A 16707-nucleotide genomic window follows, 5' to 3' on the forward strand; every position below is an offset into this window, starting at 1 on the left:
GTAGTAACCATCAGATTGGCAGAGCCCTCCTAATCAACCGGGAACCCCTACACCCCGCTCAATTCCGAAGCGCCCGTTATCTGATGCGAAAGTAACACCTCAGCGAAGACGCCACTTGCGGAGCCAGGAGGACTCGAAAATGGGGTGGGTTTCGTTTCTCGAGGACATTTCTGACCGACTCACTGATGATCTCCACCGCTTCCGAGAGGCACTCGAAAACCCAAGTATCAGCAGCGCTGAGTCGCTTCAACGTTCCAGGGCTCTTCTCAGTGCCTGCGAAGCCGTTCTGGCCAATATCGAGAAACCCCTCGAACTTGCGACTGATCCACTGTTCGACATGGCGTATGAGATCAGCGAACTTGACCGGGAGAAGGCGAAGCTTGAGAGCGACATCGCCGACATGTCGAAACGGCGGGATCGAATCGCCGATGAGCTTGATTTGCTGAAAGCTGATCGGACAGCGCTCCGCCTTGAGAAACGACGGTTGGAATTGGAGAAGGCGGCAGAAGAGCGCGAATGGAACGAGCGACTCGCCGTCAACCTCGAAGCCGCATACGAGCTCTATTCCCCGCCAGACCAGGAGACGACCTACGAACCCGACCGTTGACCTGCTGGGTTGGGGTAGACGTAGGGGTGTGCTTCTACGGCAGACGTATTTCTCAGAGAATCGTCAACTGCTCGGCAACGTCGGGGACCACCGGCGGCCACTCGCGGAAGATGTCATCCACAGATTTCACCTCAATCGCTCCACGCTTGCCAAGGGCTTCGTTACCCGGCCCCTCCCCGTCACCTCGCCAAACAAACACCGGGCAAAGGCCCTTCTTGAGAGCCTCGTCGGCCCCCGCCCAGGTTCCGCCCGACTCCACGTCAGAGGCGACCACCAGCACGGCATCACTGAGGGCATAGATGATCTTGTTGCGGCCCATCGCCGAACCGGGGGAGAACGGCGCGTTGGGATGCTGGATGGTGGCGAGCGTCATATTCCCGGCCGAGACCTGCTCGCGAACTTCTGCCTCCCGCAAGCGCCGCTGGAGGGAATCGGCAACTACCCCTACGACCGTTCCACCACTGAGAGCAGCGGCCACCATCGCCAACTGATCGACTCCCCGGGCCGCACCCGAAACAACCGGCACGCCGTGCTCGGTGGCCAGCCGGGCGGCGCTCCTGGCCACTTCCGCTCCCGCCTCGGAAACATTGCGCGATCCGACGATTCCCAAACCGCCGGCTTCGAGCAGGTTGAGGTCGCCCGCCACGAAGATGACCGGCGGGCAGATGTTGCCCAGCCGACTGCGCAACCGATCGGGGAATCGTTCGCTCATGACCGTCACGGCGTTGATACCCCGGTTCTCAAGGTCTTCAAGCTGCAGAGCCAGCCCGGTTCCGCGGTCCAACAAATCAGCGATCCGCGCCGTCATTTCGGTGTCGACCGATTCGGGGGGACTCCGATAGAAGAGGTCGGCCGGCGCCATCTCTGCGTCTCGCAGGGCCCATCCGAGCTTGTTCCACTCCGTTGGGGGAAGTGAGGGGGCGTCGCTGGCGGCCACGCGGGTGGTGAGCAGCAGTACGGCTTTGTCGTCTTCTGTGAGCATCATGACCAGTGGGAGGCGTCAGCGAGAACCACAGGATACAGCGGCCCCGATCCTGCGCTCCGGAGGAGATACCCGGCCACCGTCAAAGTCCATCTCGACGAGACGATGTCATCGAGAAGCAGCCCGGGAGCGGTCGGTGGTGTGCCAGAGAGTTCCAGCCCGGCGATGGCATTGGCGGCCTGACGAAACGAATTCTGCATGGCCTTCTGTTGAGCGTTGTCGCGTTTGGCAAGCAGCGGAATATGAGTGATGCCCAGTCGTGCCGCCACTGCTGCGGCGAAGTCAGCGACGAGATGCGGACGTTTGAGCGACGGAATGTGGGTGATCCACTGGATTCCTTTGCCGTCGAGCCGTCCGGACACAATGTCGGCCAGCGCTTCGACCAGTTCGGGGGAGAACGATACATTGACGTATTTGCCGTCGTGGATTGCGTCGCCCCACACGGCGGAGCCGTAGCGGCAGAGGGCATAGCCTTCTTCGAGTTGGTACTCCTTGAGCTTCTCCAGCTGATGTTCCTGACTGAGGCCGGATGGCCATAATCTGCGTGGTTCAAGGGGGACGTGCAGTCGACCGAGATAGGCCTCTGCGGCGATCGCCATGTCCTTCGGAACCGTCGGGTCGAGCTGGTATCCCTCACAGTTGGCGCAGTGGCCACAGGGCTCCGGCTGCGGGTCGTTGAGGATCTCCGTCAGAAGCTCCATGTAACAGCTGTCGATTTCGGCGTAGGCCGTCATGGCTGCCTGCTCGTTCCTGCGGGCAGCCGTAACTCCTTCGACCCGTTCCCGCGGGTAGGTCCACGGGTTGATCGTGCGCGACCAGTAGCCGTGGTCGCGTGCCACCACCTGCTCTACTTCAAGGATCTTGAGAAAGGCGGCGACCTTGCCCTCTCGTAGGTTCAGCCGCGCCGCGATCTGACCGAGTTTCAAAGGCTCCTGTGAAACCGCCGCCAGCACGGCGTCGGCCTCCTCTTCGGCGGGGAACGCAGTGGTAATGAAGAAATCCTGGATATCTGCGTCTTCTCGCCCCCGCATCAAGATCGCATACGCCTTGTCGAGCTGCCGACCGGCCCGGCCTACCTGCTGGTAGTAGAACACGGGAGATCCCGGCGCCTGGTAGTGAATAACCCACGCCAGGTCCGGTTTGTCGTAGCCCATTCCGAGTGCCGACGTGGCGACCACCACCTTGATGTCGTTTCCCGCCAGTTCCTCTTCGATCTTGAGCCGCACTTCATCGTCGTCTTGTCCGGAGTAGGCGGCAGCGGAGATACCCCGGCTGGTCAGCCAGTCAGCCACCGTGCGGGTAGCCGGCACGGTAAGGCAGTAGACAATCCCTGAGCCGGGCAGCTCGGGGATCGTCGCCGCCAGCCAGGCGAGCCGGTCGACCTCATTCGGCAAATTGAGCACGCCGAGGCGGAGCGAGTCTCGCTTCAACGGTCCCCGAAGTACCTGCAGGTGATCTCCAAGCTGCTCGACCACGTCGGCGATGACCCGGTTGTTAGCAGTGGCGGTCGTCAGCAGCACCGGCACCGTGCGAGGCAGCAAGGTGACGACCGTCTTGATCCGCCGGTAGTCGGGCCGGAAGTCATGCCCCCAGTCGGAGATGCAGTGAGCCTCATCTACTACCAACAACCCGACCCGGCTCAGAACATCACCGAGCGCCTTTTCCCGGAACTCGGGGTTGTTGAGCCGTTCCGGCGAGATCAACAGCAGGTCAACTTCGTCCCGCTTCAGCTGCCCGTAGACCTCCGCCCACTCATCAGTGTTGGTCGAGTTGATGGTGGCGGCGTTCAGGCCGAGCGATTCGGCAGCCCGGATCTGGTCGCGCATCAGCGCCAGCAGGGGAGAGACGAGCAGCGTCGGACCTCCGCCCGCGTCGCGCAACATCCGGGTGGCGATGAAGTACACGCCACTCTTGCCCCATCCGGTCCGCTTCACCAGAAGCAGCCGTTCGCGTCGCTCAACGAGAGCCTCTATCGCCTCAAACTGGTCGTCGTGGAATCCCGCACCAGGCCCCGCAAGGCTCTGCAGGTGGCCTAGTGCGATGTCGAAGGCGTCGGATTGTTCCTGGACCAAAGCACTCCCCGTGTGATGCGTCCACTATGAACGACCAGAGTGACACTATCTGGACCGGTCGGCCTTTCTGGCGTTTCCCGTACAAGCGAACCGGCACCGCGGCGTTTGGCAATCAGGTCGATGACCGGATCATCAACCGACACGGGGAGCGGCAATCGACTGGAATGGACGCAACCGATACGAGAGGGCACATCTGATGGATGTCATCATTCGGGCGACGCCGGGTGTCACAACGTTTCATCTCGGCCGAAAGAGCTCCATTTGTGGAGAGGTTTCGTTCGAGCGCCTCGAGGACAAACGAGTCGACCTGGCGCACGCTCGGCTCGAAGGGCGACGCCTATGTAGGAAATGCGCCCGGCTCGTGGCGCAATGGGTGGATGGCCTGACAGCAGAGATGAGTCGATCCGACTGACGCCCGAAGCCTGCAACCAGGGGAATCCGTCAGTCGCCACCACTACAGTCACGCATAGCGAGTAGGGGACCCACAGCCTGAATTCAGAAGTGGGGAGGACAGGGTGGCCTCGCAGATAGCGTGGCTTGATTTCTCTGAAGCAGAGCGCAAACGCGTCCTGGATGTGATCGGCATCTTCAACGAGTCCGACACCCGTGATGAGCTCGGCATCGGAGCAATCCGGGACACCTTCGCCGAGCTTCTGTTCCCCGGGACGAGCACCATCCAAACTCGCGCTCGCTACTTCTTCCTCGTTCCGTGGGTGTTCCTGGACCTTGAACGTTGGGGCACCACCAGCCGCCAAGCGCGCAGCAGGGCCCGAGACCGGGAGATTGGCGTGATCAGGGCGTTGGAGGCAGGCGGCGAATCGTCCGGAGTCATCGGCATCCAGGCCAAGTCCAAGCTGAAACGTCTCCCCTCCAGTGTCTACTGGAGCGGCCTGAAGACGCTCGGCATCCGGCAGATGAGCGGCTCGATCGAGGACTACTTCCGCTCATTCGATGGGATCAACCGGCTCGACCGCAACGTTCTCAAGTCCGATGACGGCGAACCGCTCGACCGAGCTCCAAGCTGGTGGCATCCTGGCCTGCCGGAGCCGCCCGACGACCTTCTCGAGAGTGCCGAACTCGCCCTCACCCGAGCCGAGGCGGCCTATTTGCGGGAACGTATCCTGACCATGGTCCCCGGTTCGATGCTGGCACACACCATCACCGCCGATGCTCCCACAGGCATCGACTTCCCCTGGCAACATCCGAAGGTCGCTTCGTTCCCGGACCAGGTGAAGGAGTGGCTCGACCATGCCCGGCTTTTCTCAGAAGTAATCCAGGGCGCACCCCTGCTCTACAACCTGATGCTGGCTGAACGCTCCAAACGAGACGATCTCCAGGATAAGTTCTCAGAGAGGCTCGACGACTGGGCTGCCGATCTTCGCCGGGATCGCCGGGCTCTCGACCGCTGGGATAAGGATCGGTTCTGGCGAATCGTCCAAGACGCCAACCCCAGGCTCCGAACCCGTACCAAGAGGTTCACAGCGAAATGGATCGGGTACGCCCTCGACGAGCCGACCAAGATGGCAACCAACGACCCGGCCCGCCGGTTGATTCTCCGCCGGGAGATCGCCCTGAAGGGATCACAGGCCCGTCTCACGAACCAGCGTGCCCTCGAGAAGTGGAACGAGGCAGCCGGCACAGCCCCACTCAACTATCGGTGGCCGATTGCCCAGCGCATCTCCAACGACATCATCACCGGACTCGGCAGAGACGACGATGCTTGATCCCACCGAGCGCAGCCTCCTGCTCGACGCCCTCCGCCCACCGGACGGCTACCGGCTCGACCGCGCCATCGGTACCACTTTCTCACTCGACCTCCAGGCACTCCTCATCGCCCCACTGGCCTTCGCCATGTTCGACGCCGAAATGAGCGAAGACGGAGCACTCGACCCGATCGCCCTCCTCGAAGCCACCCGCCGGCACGCCAACCACATGAGCATCTTCTGCCAGGCCGGCCGCATTTCCGTCCCCAAGTCCTATCAACGGATCTACACCCAGATCGAAGGCTCGGTGCACGGAGTCACCGCATCACATGCCGGCGGCATCTTTCACCCGAAAGTCTGGGCACTGCGCTTCACCGACCCCGGCGAACCAATGCGCTACCGCCTTCTCATCTTGAGCCGCAACCTGACCTTCGACCAGTCATGGGACACCGTCGTCCGTCTCGACGGTCAACGATCCGACACAGGTGACCGACGCGCCGCAGCCCGCCTCCAGAACAAGCCACTCGTCGACTTCATCCGCCGCCTTCCCCGCCTGGCCGGCAGCCCTCTACCGCTAGAAGAACGTGCAGCGATCGACGAGTTCGCCGCCCAGCTCCGCGACGTCGAGTTTGAGCGGCCAACCGGATGCAACAAGATCCGCTTCATCCCGCTCGGCCTCGGCGGATCACATCGATCACCGTTCGTCGATGGACACCGGAGAGCCCTCGTCATCTCCCCCTTCCTGAGCGCCAATCTCCTCGCGCAGGTGACCCGCTCAGGCTCCGGGCACGTGCTCATTTCACGACAAGAGGCCCTCGACGAACTCGACCCCATAACACTCGCCTCTTTCGAACAGGTCTACGTGCTCGACTCGCCGGTCACCCCTGAAGACGACTCAACCGATGGCATCGAGCTGTCGGGACTCCACGCCAAAGTGTTCGTCCTTGACAAGGGGTGGCATGCCAGCGTCCTCGCCGGGTCGGCCAACGCCACAGACGCCGGCTTCGGCCGCAACGTCGAGTTCATGGTTGAACTCACCGGCGGCAAGGCCCGACTCGGCGTGAAATCAGTGCTGAACGAGGATCAAACCGAACCGGTATCACTAATCAACCTGCTCGTACCCTACGAATCACCCGACAACGCCCTTGTCGCGGAATCGCCATCGGCTCACCTTGAACGAACGCTCGACCGTCTGCGTCACGCCGCCGGGGCCGTCCCGATCAAAGCAACAGTCACAACCTCTGAAGCCAGTGGCGTCTATTCCGTCCTGATCACCTCCGAGCAGCCACTCCTCGCATCCGACGAGCCCGCCACTCTCTCCTGCTGGCCGATCACCCTCGGCTCCGGACACCAGCACCAGATTCAACCCGACGCCAATCTCGACATCACTTTCCCGCAAGTTTCGTTCGAAGCCATAACTTCATTCATCGCCTTCCAACTTGAGGCCTCCCACGATGGCAAGACCGGCCGGGTCCAGTTTGTGGTGAACGCCACTCTCGAAGGTGCGCCGGAAGATCGTCCGCAGCGGATCTTGTCCAGCATGCTCGACGACAAAGGCAAGGTGCTCCGCTATCTGCTGTTCCTGCTGGCCGACCCCGACGCACACCTCGGGGCGATCTCGCAGCTGCTCGCCGGAGGCAATCGAAGCGGCCCGGGTGAAAGCTCCCATCAACGTGTCGATGTCCCGCTGCTCGAAACGATGCTCGACACGCTTGCCAACAACCCCGATCGCCTCGATCCGATCGCCCGGCTGGTAGAAGACCTCGCGAAGACCGAGGAAGGGCGGCAACTCCTGCCCGACGGGTTCGAAGACGCCTGGTCACCGATCTGGGCTGCCCGACAGGAACTGCAGCAATGAAGAACCCCTACGACGCAACCGAAGTACTGGCCGGCCTCAAAGACTTCCAACGCAACACGGTCGACTACGTATTCGAGCGCATGCATGACGACAACGACCCGGCCATGCGCTTCCTGGTTGCCGACGAGGTCGGTCTCGGCAAGACACTGGTGGCCCGAGGACTGGTCGCCAAAACGGTCGAGCATCTCCAGCGAACCAGAGGCAAACGCCGCATCGACGTCGTCTACGTCTGCTCCAACTCCGACATCGCCGCCCAGAACATCCGGCGACTCGCCCTCCCTGGCTCCTCCGCCTACACGAAGGCAACCCGCCTTACGCTTCTGCCGCTCGAGTTGAAACGCTCGAGTGGCAGCCAGATCAACTTCGTAGCCTTCACCCCCAACACCTCCTTCAACCTGCGGTCCAGCATGGGCACGGCCACCGAGCGAGCCCTTCTGCATGTGCTGCTCACCGAGGCGTGGGGCAAGAAGCCGTTGAACACGAGCGGCGGCCGCCGGATCCTCAAGGGATGGGTGAGCAAGCTGAGCGACTTCGAGTGGTACATCGGGTTTGTCCATCGTCGTCACATCGACCCCAAGATCGCCGCCAGCTTCGAAAGGGCCCTGCAACGGCACGACGCCAAGGAACGGCGGGCGGGTCGGCCGGGGCTGCGTGACCGGTTTGATGAGCTTTCGGTTCGATTCAGGTACGGGAAGAAACACCGACCCGACCAGGATTACCACGATCGAAACGCCCTCATCGGCGAACTGCGGCAGCTACTCGCCAAGGTCTGTCTGGACTCACTGAAACCAGACCTGGTCATCCTCGACGAGTTCCAACGGTTCCGGAACCTGCTCGAACCAACCAACGAAGCGGGAGAGCTGGCACGCGATCTCTTCGAGTACGGCAAAGTCCGGGTCCTGCTGCTGTCAGCTACCCCCTACAAGATGTACTCGCTGTCAGACGACCGTGACGACGACCACTATCGGGACTTCCTGCGGACCGCCCGGTTCTTGATGAACGGTGAGGTCGGGGAGTTTGCCCGGCATCTGGAACAGTTCCGTCGAGCGCTATTCGAACGGGGTCAGGATGGCCGGCGGCAAGCCATCGAAGCCAAGTTGCAGATCGAGGCCCATCTCCGCAAGGTGATGGCCAGAACCGAACGCCTGGCGGTCTCGGCCGATCGCCGCGGCATGCTGCAGGAGCAAACCAACACGGGCATCCATCTCGAACCTCAGGATCTCAAAGCCTTCCTGGCTACCACCCGGATCTCGCGGGCGCTCGGGGCCGGTAGCGCCGTCGAGTACTGGAAATCGGCGCCCTATCTCCTCAACTTCATGGACGGCTACAAGCTCATTCGTGAGTTCAACCAGGCCGGCCTCGACAAACGCAGCCGCACCTGGCGTTCCATTCGCCCACTCCTCGATGAAGAAGCCGGCCTGGTGCCGTGGGACCAGTACCAGGCATATCAGCGAATCGACCCGGAGAACGCTCGTCTGCGCGGCCTCCTCGACGCCACGACCGGGGTCGGAGCATGGCAGCTGCTGTGGATGCCACCCGCACTGCCGTATTACGCACCCGGCCCACCTTTCAACGACCCCCGACTCGCCAACTTCACCAAACGCCTCGTCTTCTCAGCCTGGAATGTCGTTCCCAAAGTGATCGCCTCACTCGTCAGTTATGACGCCGAGCGTCACATGATGAACGGCGCCGGCGAGCCAGCCGAGAACACCCCCGAGGCTCGCACCCGCATCAAACCTCTACTCCAGTTCAAGACCAGCCGCGGCCAGTTCGGCGGCATGTCCACATTCGCACTGCTCTACCCGAGCCCGTCGCTGGCCCGCCTGGGCGACCCGCTGACCTTCGCCGCCAAAAAGCGAGCCGGCAGCCTGCCAGTCCCGGTCGAGGAGATGCTTGACCCTGTCGAACGACGCATTACCCAACAACTGCGCCCGCTCACGCGCACCGCCCCCAAGGACGGGCCCATCGATCAACGCTGGTACTGGGCTGCACCCCTCCTCCTCGACCAGAAAGCCGGACTCATCGAAGGCTGGTTCGGGCAGGATCGCATGGCCAGCCTGTGGATTAGCACCAACAGCCAGGATGAAGATGAGCCCGACCTCGAGTCAGATACACCCGAAGGCACCACGTTCGCCGACTTCCTCGACTACGCCTGCTCCCTGATCCGTGGCCAAACTCACGACAGAACCGGACGAGAAATCCGCCCACTCGGCCGCACCCCCGACGACCTCCCGGCGGTACTCGCCGAACTGGCACTGGCCGCACCAGGCAACGTCGCCCTCCGCTCCCTCACCCGCGGACCCAACAGCGACAGCCTCCTCGAAGACACAGCCATCCGCAACGGCGCCGCCTCTATCGCCTGGGCGGTCCGCAACCTCTTCAACCTCTCCGACGTTCAGACCATGATCCGCAACAACCTTCCCTACTGGCGCCAGGTAAACCGCTACTGCCTCAACGGCAACCTGCAGGCAATCATGGACGAATACGTCCACGTCCTCAGTGACTGGCTCGGCAGGGTCGACGGCAACCGGGCCGACGCCGCCGAGGAGATCGCCGCAGCCTGCCGGGAAGCCATCGGCCTCCGCACCGTCGGCTACGTGGCCCGCGACGTGGTCCCCGGCGAAAACAGGGGAGGGGATTACCGATTCCGCAGCCGGTTCGCCCTCCGCTTCGGCAACGAGAAAACCGAAGACAAGAAAGAACTCGAGAGAGCTTCTTCGGTGCGTGCCGCCTTCAACTCACCCTTCTGGCCCTTCGTCCTCGCCACCACGTCGATAGGTCAGGAAGGCCTCGACTTCCACCTCTACTGCCACGCCGTCGTCCATTGGAACCTCCCAGGCAACCCGGTCGACCTCGAACAACGCGAAGGACGCGTCCATCGATACAAAGGTCACGCGGTCCGCAAGAACCTGGCTGCAAAACAGCGGAAGGCTGCTCTCTCGGGCGCCGCCAAGGACCCGTGGACGCAGGCGTTCGACTCCGCTGTCAAACAAAGACGAACCTCAGAGAACGACCTCATCCCCTACTGGCTATATCCAATCGAGGGCGGCGCCACCATCGACCGTTACGTACCCAGCCTGCCGATGAGCCGGGAGATCGCTCGCCTGGCGGATCTGAAGAAGGCGCTCACCCTCTATCGCCTCGTGTTCGGCCAGCCCCGGCAGGAAGACCTCGTCGCCTATCTATTGGGGCAGGGCATGGCGGCCGACGAGATCGAGAAGCTTGTTCAGGAGCTCCGGATCGATCTCACCCCACCAAGCTGACCGCGGATGCGGATTTTGGGTAGCGTTGCCCTCGCCTAACAATCGAGGTCAAGCTGCTTCGAGTTGTCCACATCTAGCGCTAGCTGTTTGGTGGGTGTCTGAGGTAGGGCCCGCTGCTTGACGATTCCGACGACCACCCGACCGCTCCCCTCGGTGAAATGCTCGAGGTGTGGGTATCCATTGCCTACACCAGTCGGCAGATCGAACATGAATAGCTCCGGCGCGGTAAGCGCCTCGCGAAGGTCGACTTCCATGGCGTTACGACCGACCAGCAGGGCATGAACCAGCCAAGGAAAGACCGCGGGTTCAACCCGTATCTGGTCGCCGGGCTTACTGGCCGAGTCGCCCTCCTCACCGTGGATCACACCAAAGGAGCGCAGCGTCCGGATGCTGCTCTGCGTGGCGACGTCGACGGCATTCCGATCGCCCCACTTGCCCTTCATGGCTGTGCGGAGCTGGCTTGTGTCGATCTCGTGCGAAAGGCCAATCCGGCGGCCAATCTCACCGCAGAGTTCACCAAAGAACGAGTAATTAGCAATCAAGACGCCCAGCTGCCACACCCGCACATCGCCATCCGCGTGTTCGGTCGCCCAGTCAACGAGCGGCTCCGCCCCCTTGGACGGCCGGAGCCAGCAGTGAGCCAACAACGTCGCTGTTTTTGAACGGCCAGTTTCGCTTTCGACTTCGTCTCGCAAGGCTATCTCCAGCAGCCGCCTTGCCTCGATCCATGGCTTGTCCATGCGAGCGATCCGCAGCGCCGTGCTCATCCACTCGGGAGTTACCGCACGATCGGGGAGACTTCGGTTACTCATGGTTCGACCCTCACGAACGGAACGATCATCTCGTCGAAGCTCAAACCGCCGTGGGTCACCCTCACACCATGGCGCATGCCATCCCTTCCCCAAGGGAATAATGCAAAATGACTTCCGGCGGGCATGCCCGGAGGGTCCCACATGTCGCCTTCGGCTTTCGACTGCTCCCGCAAAGCCTCGGTTGGATACAGCCGAACTCGAGTTCCGACCAGGTCCACGGCGAGACCTTCCATCGGGCGGCCGGACGGAACCACCTCAACGCCTCCGTGGTCGGCGGTGAACCAGACCTCGAAGCCGTCTCCGGACGCCCCTTCGACCAGCTCCCGGACGAAACCGTGCTTCAGCCAAGTCTGAACGTTGGCAGCGAACTGGGCCTCGCCCAGCATCTCGGATGTGTGCATCAATTCATCTATCGCTCTCACAACAACTCCCACTACTTGCTCGGTGGGAAAGCGCGGCACCTCGATCGCCTGGATGCCCTCAATATTCTTATACCCGACGGATGTGACAGAAACGCCCTCGTTCTCCCAAAAGTGCCGCCACATGGCGCCCTCTTTCTTCGTATCTCCGAAACAATCAGAGAAGGTAAGCGGCAACGCACCGGCGAAGATCGCCTGACGGGAAATCGGCGTGAGACTCGGGGCCATCGCCAGCACTCCGGAGGCATCGACGACCTTGAGGCCCGCTTCTCGCCTCAGCAACGACCAGCTCGAGAAGCCCATCCCATCGAAGACGACAAGCATGACCCGCTTGGCGTGGCCATCTCGCAGACGCCGGGCCAGATAGGGTGCGATCTTGTTGATCGTCTGCGGCCGGCCCGCCGAGCTGGTGAGCAACTTCCCGAAAGCGTTGTGAAGGAACTCACGGAATGCGTCGTCCCACGGTTGCCATGCCGCCCAGGACGCCCCTGACAGATCGGCGGTGTCGGGGGCACCCAGTGAGATCGCCAAACGAACCTCACCCCACCACTCAGCCAGGCGCAGCCATCCGGCGAGATCGACGGGTGCGCCTTCCATCGGCGGACTCGCCAGCAGCGACTCAGCCACAGATGGCCACCCTGGATGGCTCACGCCAGCAACTGCCCACGCCGGAATCGACCGCTCCGCCAACACCGGCGAGAGCATGCCGATGTGAAACAGCGCAGCAATGCGCGGTCCGATCCGCTCAAACAGCTCAGCCCATTCCGAGTCCGGTCCGCCGGCAACCCACGCTTCCCAGGCTGTTTGCAGTTGAGAGACATCGGGCGGGTCGAGCGCTAGGCCAGCCGCCAACGGATCGCGCAAACGATCGGCTATCACCGGCCACAACTCGGTCGGAACGGTCGGATCGGTACGCAGCCGAACGACCGCATCGAGCTCAGCGACTACCGATCCGCCGCCTGGCGGAAGCCGGACACCCCAAACCGCCTCCAACACCCGTCCCAATGGATCGGCACCACCGGCGGCCGCTACCGCGACATCCTGAACCTCCTCTGGAAGCGCCAACACGACCGATCGGACCGGATCAGCCATAGCCAGCCGCACCCGTCCTACGTCTGCCCGCTGCTCGATGTCGAAAGGCAGCTGTCGAGGCTCTCGGAAATCATCAGACTGGACCACCATTACGAGCGGACGATCATCTAGCGGTCGGTGGCGACCTTCGATCTCGTACGACCGGCGCATCTCAAGCCAGTCAGATATGACGACGACATCCCCAACATCCGCCAGGTCAACCAGATCGGCCTCACCAAGCACCCGATCCGGGTCGAGCACGATACGAATCGACGCCACCCCGCCAAGCACGGCGCCAAGCCGACTCGTCACCCACTTCCTCACGTCGTCACCTTGACGATCATTCGCGGAGTCACGACCGGGGCGCGCCAACCACCATCGGGGCGCAAGTCTTGGCATGCCCGGTAGGCGAAGTCCCGGCCCTTCATCTCAAGTTCCATGCGCAGTGTCTGATCCAGAACAGCCGTGCCGTTGAATGGTATTTGACGTTCGGCGAGCTGTATCCACATTCGCTCAGCCAGGTCGGGTCGCACGGATCCGTCCTCTGTCAGATACAGCGCCACGAAGTCTCGATCCGGGCCGGACCCGTCGGGTTTGACCTCCCACAGACTCCAGATGCCCCGCGTATCCCCGGCCACAACCGGCACCGCTTCTACGTGCGGGCTCTCCGACATTTCGTCGAGGATCTGCCCGATGCCGTCGGCTCGCCGCCCGCTCCACTCTTCGTATCGAACGTAGGCCAGCTCAGCCCACTGCGCTGCGTCCGACCGTTTTGGCGTCGGAAGAGTTTGACCGGCCACCAGGCTGCGGAATGTCTCCTCGCCCTCAATCGCCAATCGAGCCTGTTCCTCCATCTCGTCGGTTTCGGTGTCGAGTTGGTCGGGATCTGTGATCGCAGCCACAAACAGCTGCTCAAGCGACCGATTGGATCCAACCGTCTCCAGTATGTCGTCTCGTTTGTCGACTCCGAGCTGAGCAAGAATCGTGGCCAGCTTCTTCTCAAAGATCGTCAACACTCGCTCGTCTATCGAGTTTTCCATGACCAGGTTGAACGCTCGTACGGCGTGTTTCTGGCCGATCCGGTCCACCCGGCCGATCCGCTGTTCCACTCTCATCGGATTCCACGGCAGGTCGTAGTTGACAACCACATGGGCGAACTGAAGGTTGATGCCCTCGCCGCCGGCGTCGGTCGACACCAGAACCCGGGCATCGGTTCGAAACTCCTCTTGGGCGATCCGTCGCTCTTCAAGATCAAGTCCCCCGTGAATGGACGCTGCGGCGACACCAGCCTGATCGAGGAGATCGAGAAGCATGTCTTGCGTCGCCACGAACTGCGTGAACACAACGAGTTTGAGCGATGGGTCGGATTCGTCGCGTTGCAGAGTGCGCAGCAAATCGAGGAGGTGCCGCGCCTTCGCGTCGGGGCCTTCGGCAATCGCCCGCCGTGCGAGGTCGATGAGGATCTCGACCTCGGCTCGTTCATTTCCCCAGGCCGCACCTTTCGCCTGTTCCAATGCGGCGACTTGTTCTTCACCGGTCAGGTCGCCCCATACTTCGGATCCTTCCGGGAAGAACCGGAGTTGGGCCTCGAACACCATGGCTGCTAGTCGGCGTTCGAGCGCGTCGTGCACTGCGGCCGTGCTTGAAGATGCCAGGCGCTGCATGAGTAGGAGGAGAAGGATGGCCCCGCCGCCACCTTCCCTCGTTGCCGCCTCGTAGCCGTGACGAACGTATTCGGTGACGGCTTCGTATAGGCGCCGTTCGACCTGTCGGTCGCCATACGGCACCTGCTCGAGAGACGTGGTTCGGGGTAGGAACAGGGGTCGCCCCGACTGATCGACTGCCGACCGCTTCTCTGATCGAACCAGGTAGGGGCCGACGGTCGCCGTGGTCAACGGGATCGCATCAAGGAACCGCTTGTCGACCAAGCTCAGCAGCCGTGCGAACGCATCGGATTTTCCCGAGTGCGGGGTGGCCGACAGCAACAGCAGATGCCGGCATCGCTGTGAAAGAACACTCGCCAGCTCGTGACGAGCCACTCCTGGGGTGGCACCGGCCGCATGATGGGCTTCATCGATGATCACGAGGTCCCATTCGGCGTCGACGAGGCGTTCGAATCGCTCTTCATTACGACGATCAATCTCCGCCGGATCCACTCCGGGCCGGTACCCGAGCGGCTTCACCGAATCGATGGAGCAGACCACCCGATCAAAAGCTCTCCACGGGTTGATACCAACATCGACTGGTACGCCCGATGGCCCGACGAGGGCGAACTCCTCGCCGAAACGGTCTCGCATCTCCGCTACCCATTGGAGTTGCACGCCTTTCGGGGCCACCACCAGCACCCGATTGACCCGGCGTCGGGCTTTGAGTTCCGTGTAGATGAGCCCAGCCTCGATGGTCTTCCCGAGCCCTACTTCATCGGCCAGCAGCAGGCGGATCGGATCAACCGAGAGTGCTCGGTCGAGAACAGCCAACTGGTGTGGAAGCGGGTCAAGCAGACCCCGGGCGAGAGCCACCGGCTCACCCCGAGCCATGAGGTGCCCGGCTCGTGCGGCCGCAGATCGCCAAGCGACCTCGTCGGTCGACCAATCGCGCCGTCCCGGATCGAGCAGCTCTTCGACGGGTATCCACTGCGGCGCTCCGTCAGCTGTCAGTGCTTCGACCGACTGGCGCCCCCAAAGCTCAGTCGAAGAGAGGATCCGGACGGTCTGCTTGGCAGTAGGCCAATACGCCCATCCACCAGGCTCGGCGCTGATCATGACGGTGCGAGGCGGCGGGCGTTGTCGTAGTAGTAGAGAAGCGCCTCGTCCTCGACAAACGCGTCGTCGGGCAGACGCTTGCCCACGGCGACGATGATCGCGAAGTCCCGACGAGCCCACGCCTCCTTGAACCCGGCCCGCACCGCCTCGGACCGGAACCGATCCAACCGGCCCTTCCCCTCCCGATACGCCTCAAACTCCTTCAGCAACGAACGAGTACGCAACTTCTCCAAATCCTCCGACTTCTTCGGATCCGGCACATACCACCGCCCCGCACCATCCTGCAGAAACGACTCGTCCAAAAGGGCCCTCAACTCAGGTAGCGCCTCCCACTCCGGCAGACCCGCCTGCAACTCACCAAAGAACACCGGCTGAATCTCCGCATACGGACGAGGCTTACGCTTTAACAGCTGCCGCAGCCACTGCACCGCCGACTGCTCATTCGTGATAAACAGCTCGGCCTGAATCAGGTCCTTGACCGTCATCCGATGCCGTTCATACCCCTCAACCTGTTCGGAGAGGAAGTACATGTCATCCCGGACAGGGAACCGCTGCTCCAACCCTGAGTAGAACTCGGCTGCGGTCAAGGGAACCGTCACCCCCCGATGCACGTGATAAGCCACCATCCGGTCATAGAGCCGATCAGCCATACGCTCCCGAACCACCCGCACCTCACCACGCACACCCTCAGACACTGCAAGGTGCGACAAATGCTCCCGAACAAACTCCCACGCACCATCCACTGTGCCCGCCACCAAAGAAAACCGCTCTTCGGTCTCCGATGACGGCTTGTAGGCAGAAATAATCAAGTCCCGCTTCACAGCATTCTTCGCTACTAGCTGCTGAAAGGTTCCTTGTTTCTTATCAAATATCCGGGTGTCTGCGACCACGAACCCCACATTCGACAACGACTCTTGAATGGCAAGCCACACAGCGGATTGGGAGTTTGAGAACTCGACCGTCATCCACCGCCCGGGTTTCAGCACTCGATACAGTTCGGCGAAACAGGCTCCCATCAGTGACTGGTACTCAGGAAGCGTTCTCGGGACCACCTTGCTCTCATTGACAATGGCTTCCTGGTCGGTGTTTTCACGCACCCGATGCCAGGATTCATTCAGCAGCGCCAAGTCTGAGTAGTACTTATTGTGGCCGAACGGA

General features: G+C 62.1%; 11 protein-coding genes. 5 read left to right on the forward strand and 6 right to left on the reverse strand.

Going from position 1 to position 16707, the window contains the following annotated elements; translation table 11 throughout:
• Nucleotides 1-139 precede the first annotated feature (139 nt).
• The gene (locus P1T08_16200) at nt 140-607 is read left to right on the forward strand and encodes a hypothetical protein (protein ID MDF1597621.1); all 468 of its coding nucleotides are present in this window, start codon (nt 140-142) and stop codon (nt 605-607) included.
• Nucleotides 608-659: 52 nt separating this feature from the next.
• Here P1T08_16200 and P1T08_16205 read toward each other — a convergent pair whose 3' ends face one another.
• Both P1T08_16205 and P1T08_16210 read right to left on the reverse strand, forming a co-directional pair.
• Nucleotides 660-1592 carry a DNA-processing protein DprA gene (locus P1T08_16205; protein MDF1597622.1) on the reverse strand — a complete coding sequence of 311 codons (933 nt, stop codon included), beginning with the start codon at nt 1590-1592 and terminating at the stop codon, nt 660-662.
• Nucleotides 1589-3661 carry a RecQ family ATP-dependent DNA helicase gene (locus P1T08_16210; protein ID MDF1597623.1) on the reverse strand — a complete coding sequence of 691 codons (2073 nt, stop codon included), beginning with the start codon at nt 3659-3661 and terminating at the stop codon, nt 1589-1591. The genes P1T08_16205 and P1T08_16210 overlap by 4 nt, the downstream gene beginning before the upstream one ends.
• Nucleotides 3662-3687: 26 nt before the next feature.
• On the opposite strand from P1T08_16210, the gene P1T08_16215 reads away from it, so the two are divergent.
• The 4 genes from P1T08_16215 (at nt 3688) to P1T08_16230 (ending at nt 10485) form a co-directional block, all read left to right on the forward strand.
• Nucleotides 3688-3858, forward strand: a complete 171-nt coding sequence (locus P1T08_16215; GenBank protein ID MDF1597624.1) for a hypothetical protein — start codon at nt 3688-3690, stop codon at nt 3856-3858.
• Between the two features lie 318 nt (nt 3859-4176).
• On the forward strand, nt 4177-5385 hold the full coding sequence (locus P1T08_16220; protein MDF1597625.1) for a DUF6361 family protein: 1209 nt from the start codon (nt 4177-4179) through the stop codon (nt 5383-5385).
• Nucleotides 5378-7222 carry a phospholipase D family protein gene (locus P1T08_16225; GenBank protein MDF1597626.1) on the forward strand — a complete coding sequence of 615 codons (1845 nt, stop codon included), beginning with the start codon at nt 5378-5380 and terminating at the stop codon, nt 7220-7222. Before P1T08_16220 ends, P1T08_16225 begins: the two co-directional genes overlap by 8 nt.
• The gene (locus P1T08_16230; GenBank protein ID MDF1597627.1) at nt 7219-10485 is read left to right on the forward strand and encodes a DEAD/DEAH box helicase; all 3267 of its coding nucleotides are present in this window, start codon (nt 7219-7221) and stop codon (nt 10483-10485) included. The genes P1T08_16225 and P1T08_16230 overlap by 4 nt, the downstream gene beginning before the upstream one ends.
• A 35-nt stretch (nt 10486-10520) precedes the next feature.
• Here the strand turns inward: P1T08_16230 and P1T08_16235 are convergent, their stop codons facing one another.
• The 4 genes from P1T08_16235 to P1T08_16250 form a co-directional block, all read right to left on the reverse strand.
• Nucleotides 10521-11297 (reverse strand): hypothetical protein, encoded by a 777-nt coding sequence (locus P1T08_16235; protein MDF1597628.1) that lies wholly within the window; start codon nt 11295-11297, stop codon nt 10521-10523.
• The gene (locus P1T08_16240) at nt 11294-13099 is read right to left on the reverse strand and encodes a PglZ domain-containing protein (GenBank protein MDF1597629.1); all 1806 of its coding nucleotides are present in this window, start codon (nt 13097-13099) and stop codon (nt 11294-11296) included. The genes P1T08_16235 and P1T08_16240 overlap by 4 nt, the downstream gene beginning before the upstream one ends.
• Nucleotides 13100-13107: 8 nt before the next feature.
• The gene (locus P1T08_16245; protein MDF1597630.1) at nt 13108-15549 is read right to left on the reverse strand and encodes a helicase-related protein; all 2442 of its coding nucleotides are present in this window, start codon (nt 15547-15549) and stop codon (nt 13108-13110) included.
• A partial coding sequence (locus P1T08_16250; protein ID MDF1597631.1) for a DNA methylase occupies nt 15546-16707 on the reverse strand: 1162 nt, incomplete at its 5' end. The genes P1T08_16245 and P1T08_16250, both read right to left, overlap by 4 nt.

This window comes from Acidimicrobiia bacterium (assembly GCA_029210695.1).
Lineage (GTDB): Bacteria > Actinomycetota > Acidimicrobiia > Spongiisociales > JAHEDJ01 > JAHEDJ01.

What these genes read in the sequence shown, in the direction of transcription:
- P1T08_16200 (MDF1597621.1), top strand. Translation starts at nt 140, where the DNA reads ATGGGGTGGGTTTCGTTTCTCGAGGACATTTCTGACCGACTCACTGAT.
- P1T08_16205 (MDF1597622.1), bottom strand. Translation starts at nt 1,592, where the DNA reads ATGATGCTCACAGAAGACGACAAAGCCGTACTGCTGCTCACCACCCGC.
- P1T08_16215 (MDF1597624.1), top strand. Translation starts at nt 3,688, where the DNA reads ATGAACGACCAGAGTGACACTATCTGGACCGGTCGGCCTTTCTGGCGT.
- P1T08_16225 (MDF1597626.1), top strand. Translation starts at nt 5,378, where the DNA reads ATGCTTGATCCCACCGAGCGCAGCCTCCTGCTCGACGCCCTCCGCCCA.
- P1T08_16230 (MDF1597627.1), top strand. Translation starts at nt 7,219, where the DNA reads ATGAAGAACCCCTACGACGCAACCGAAGTACTGGCCGGCCTCAAAGAC.
- P1T08_16235 (MDF1597628.1), bottom strand. Translation starts at nt 11,297, where the DNA reads ATGAGTAACCGAAGTCTCCCCGATCGTGCGGTAACTCCCGAGTGGATG.
- P1T08_16245 (MDF1597630.1), bottom strand. Translation starts at nt 15,549, where the DNA reads ATGATCAGCGCCGAGCCTGGTGGATGGGCGTATTGGCCTACTGCCAAG.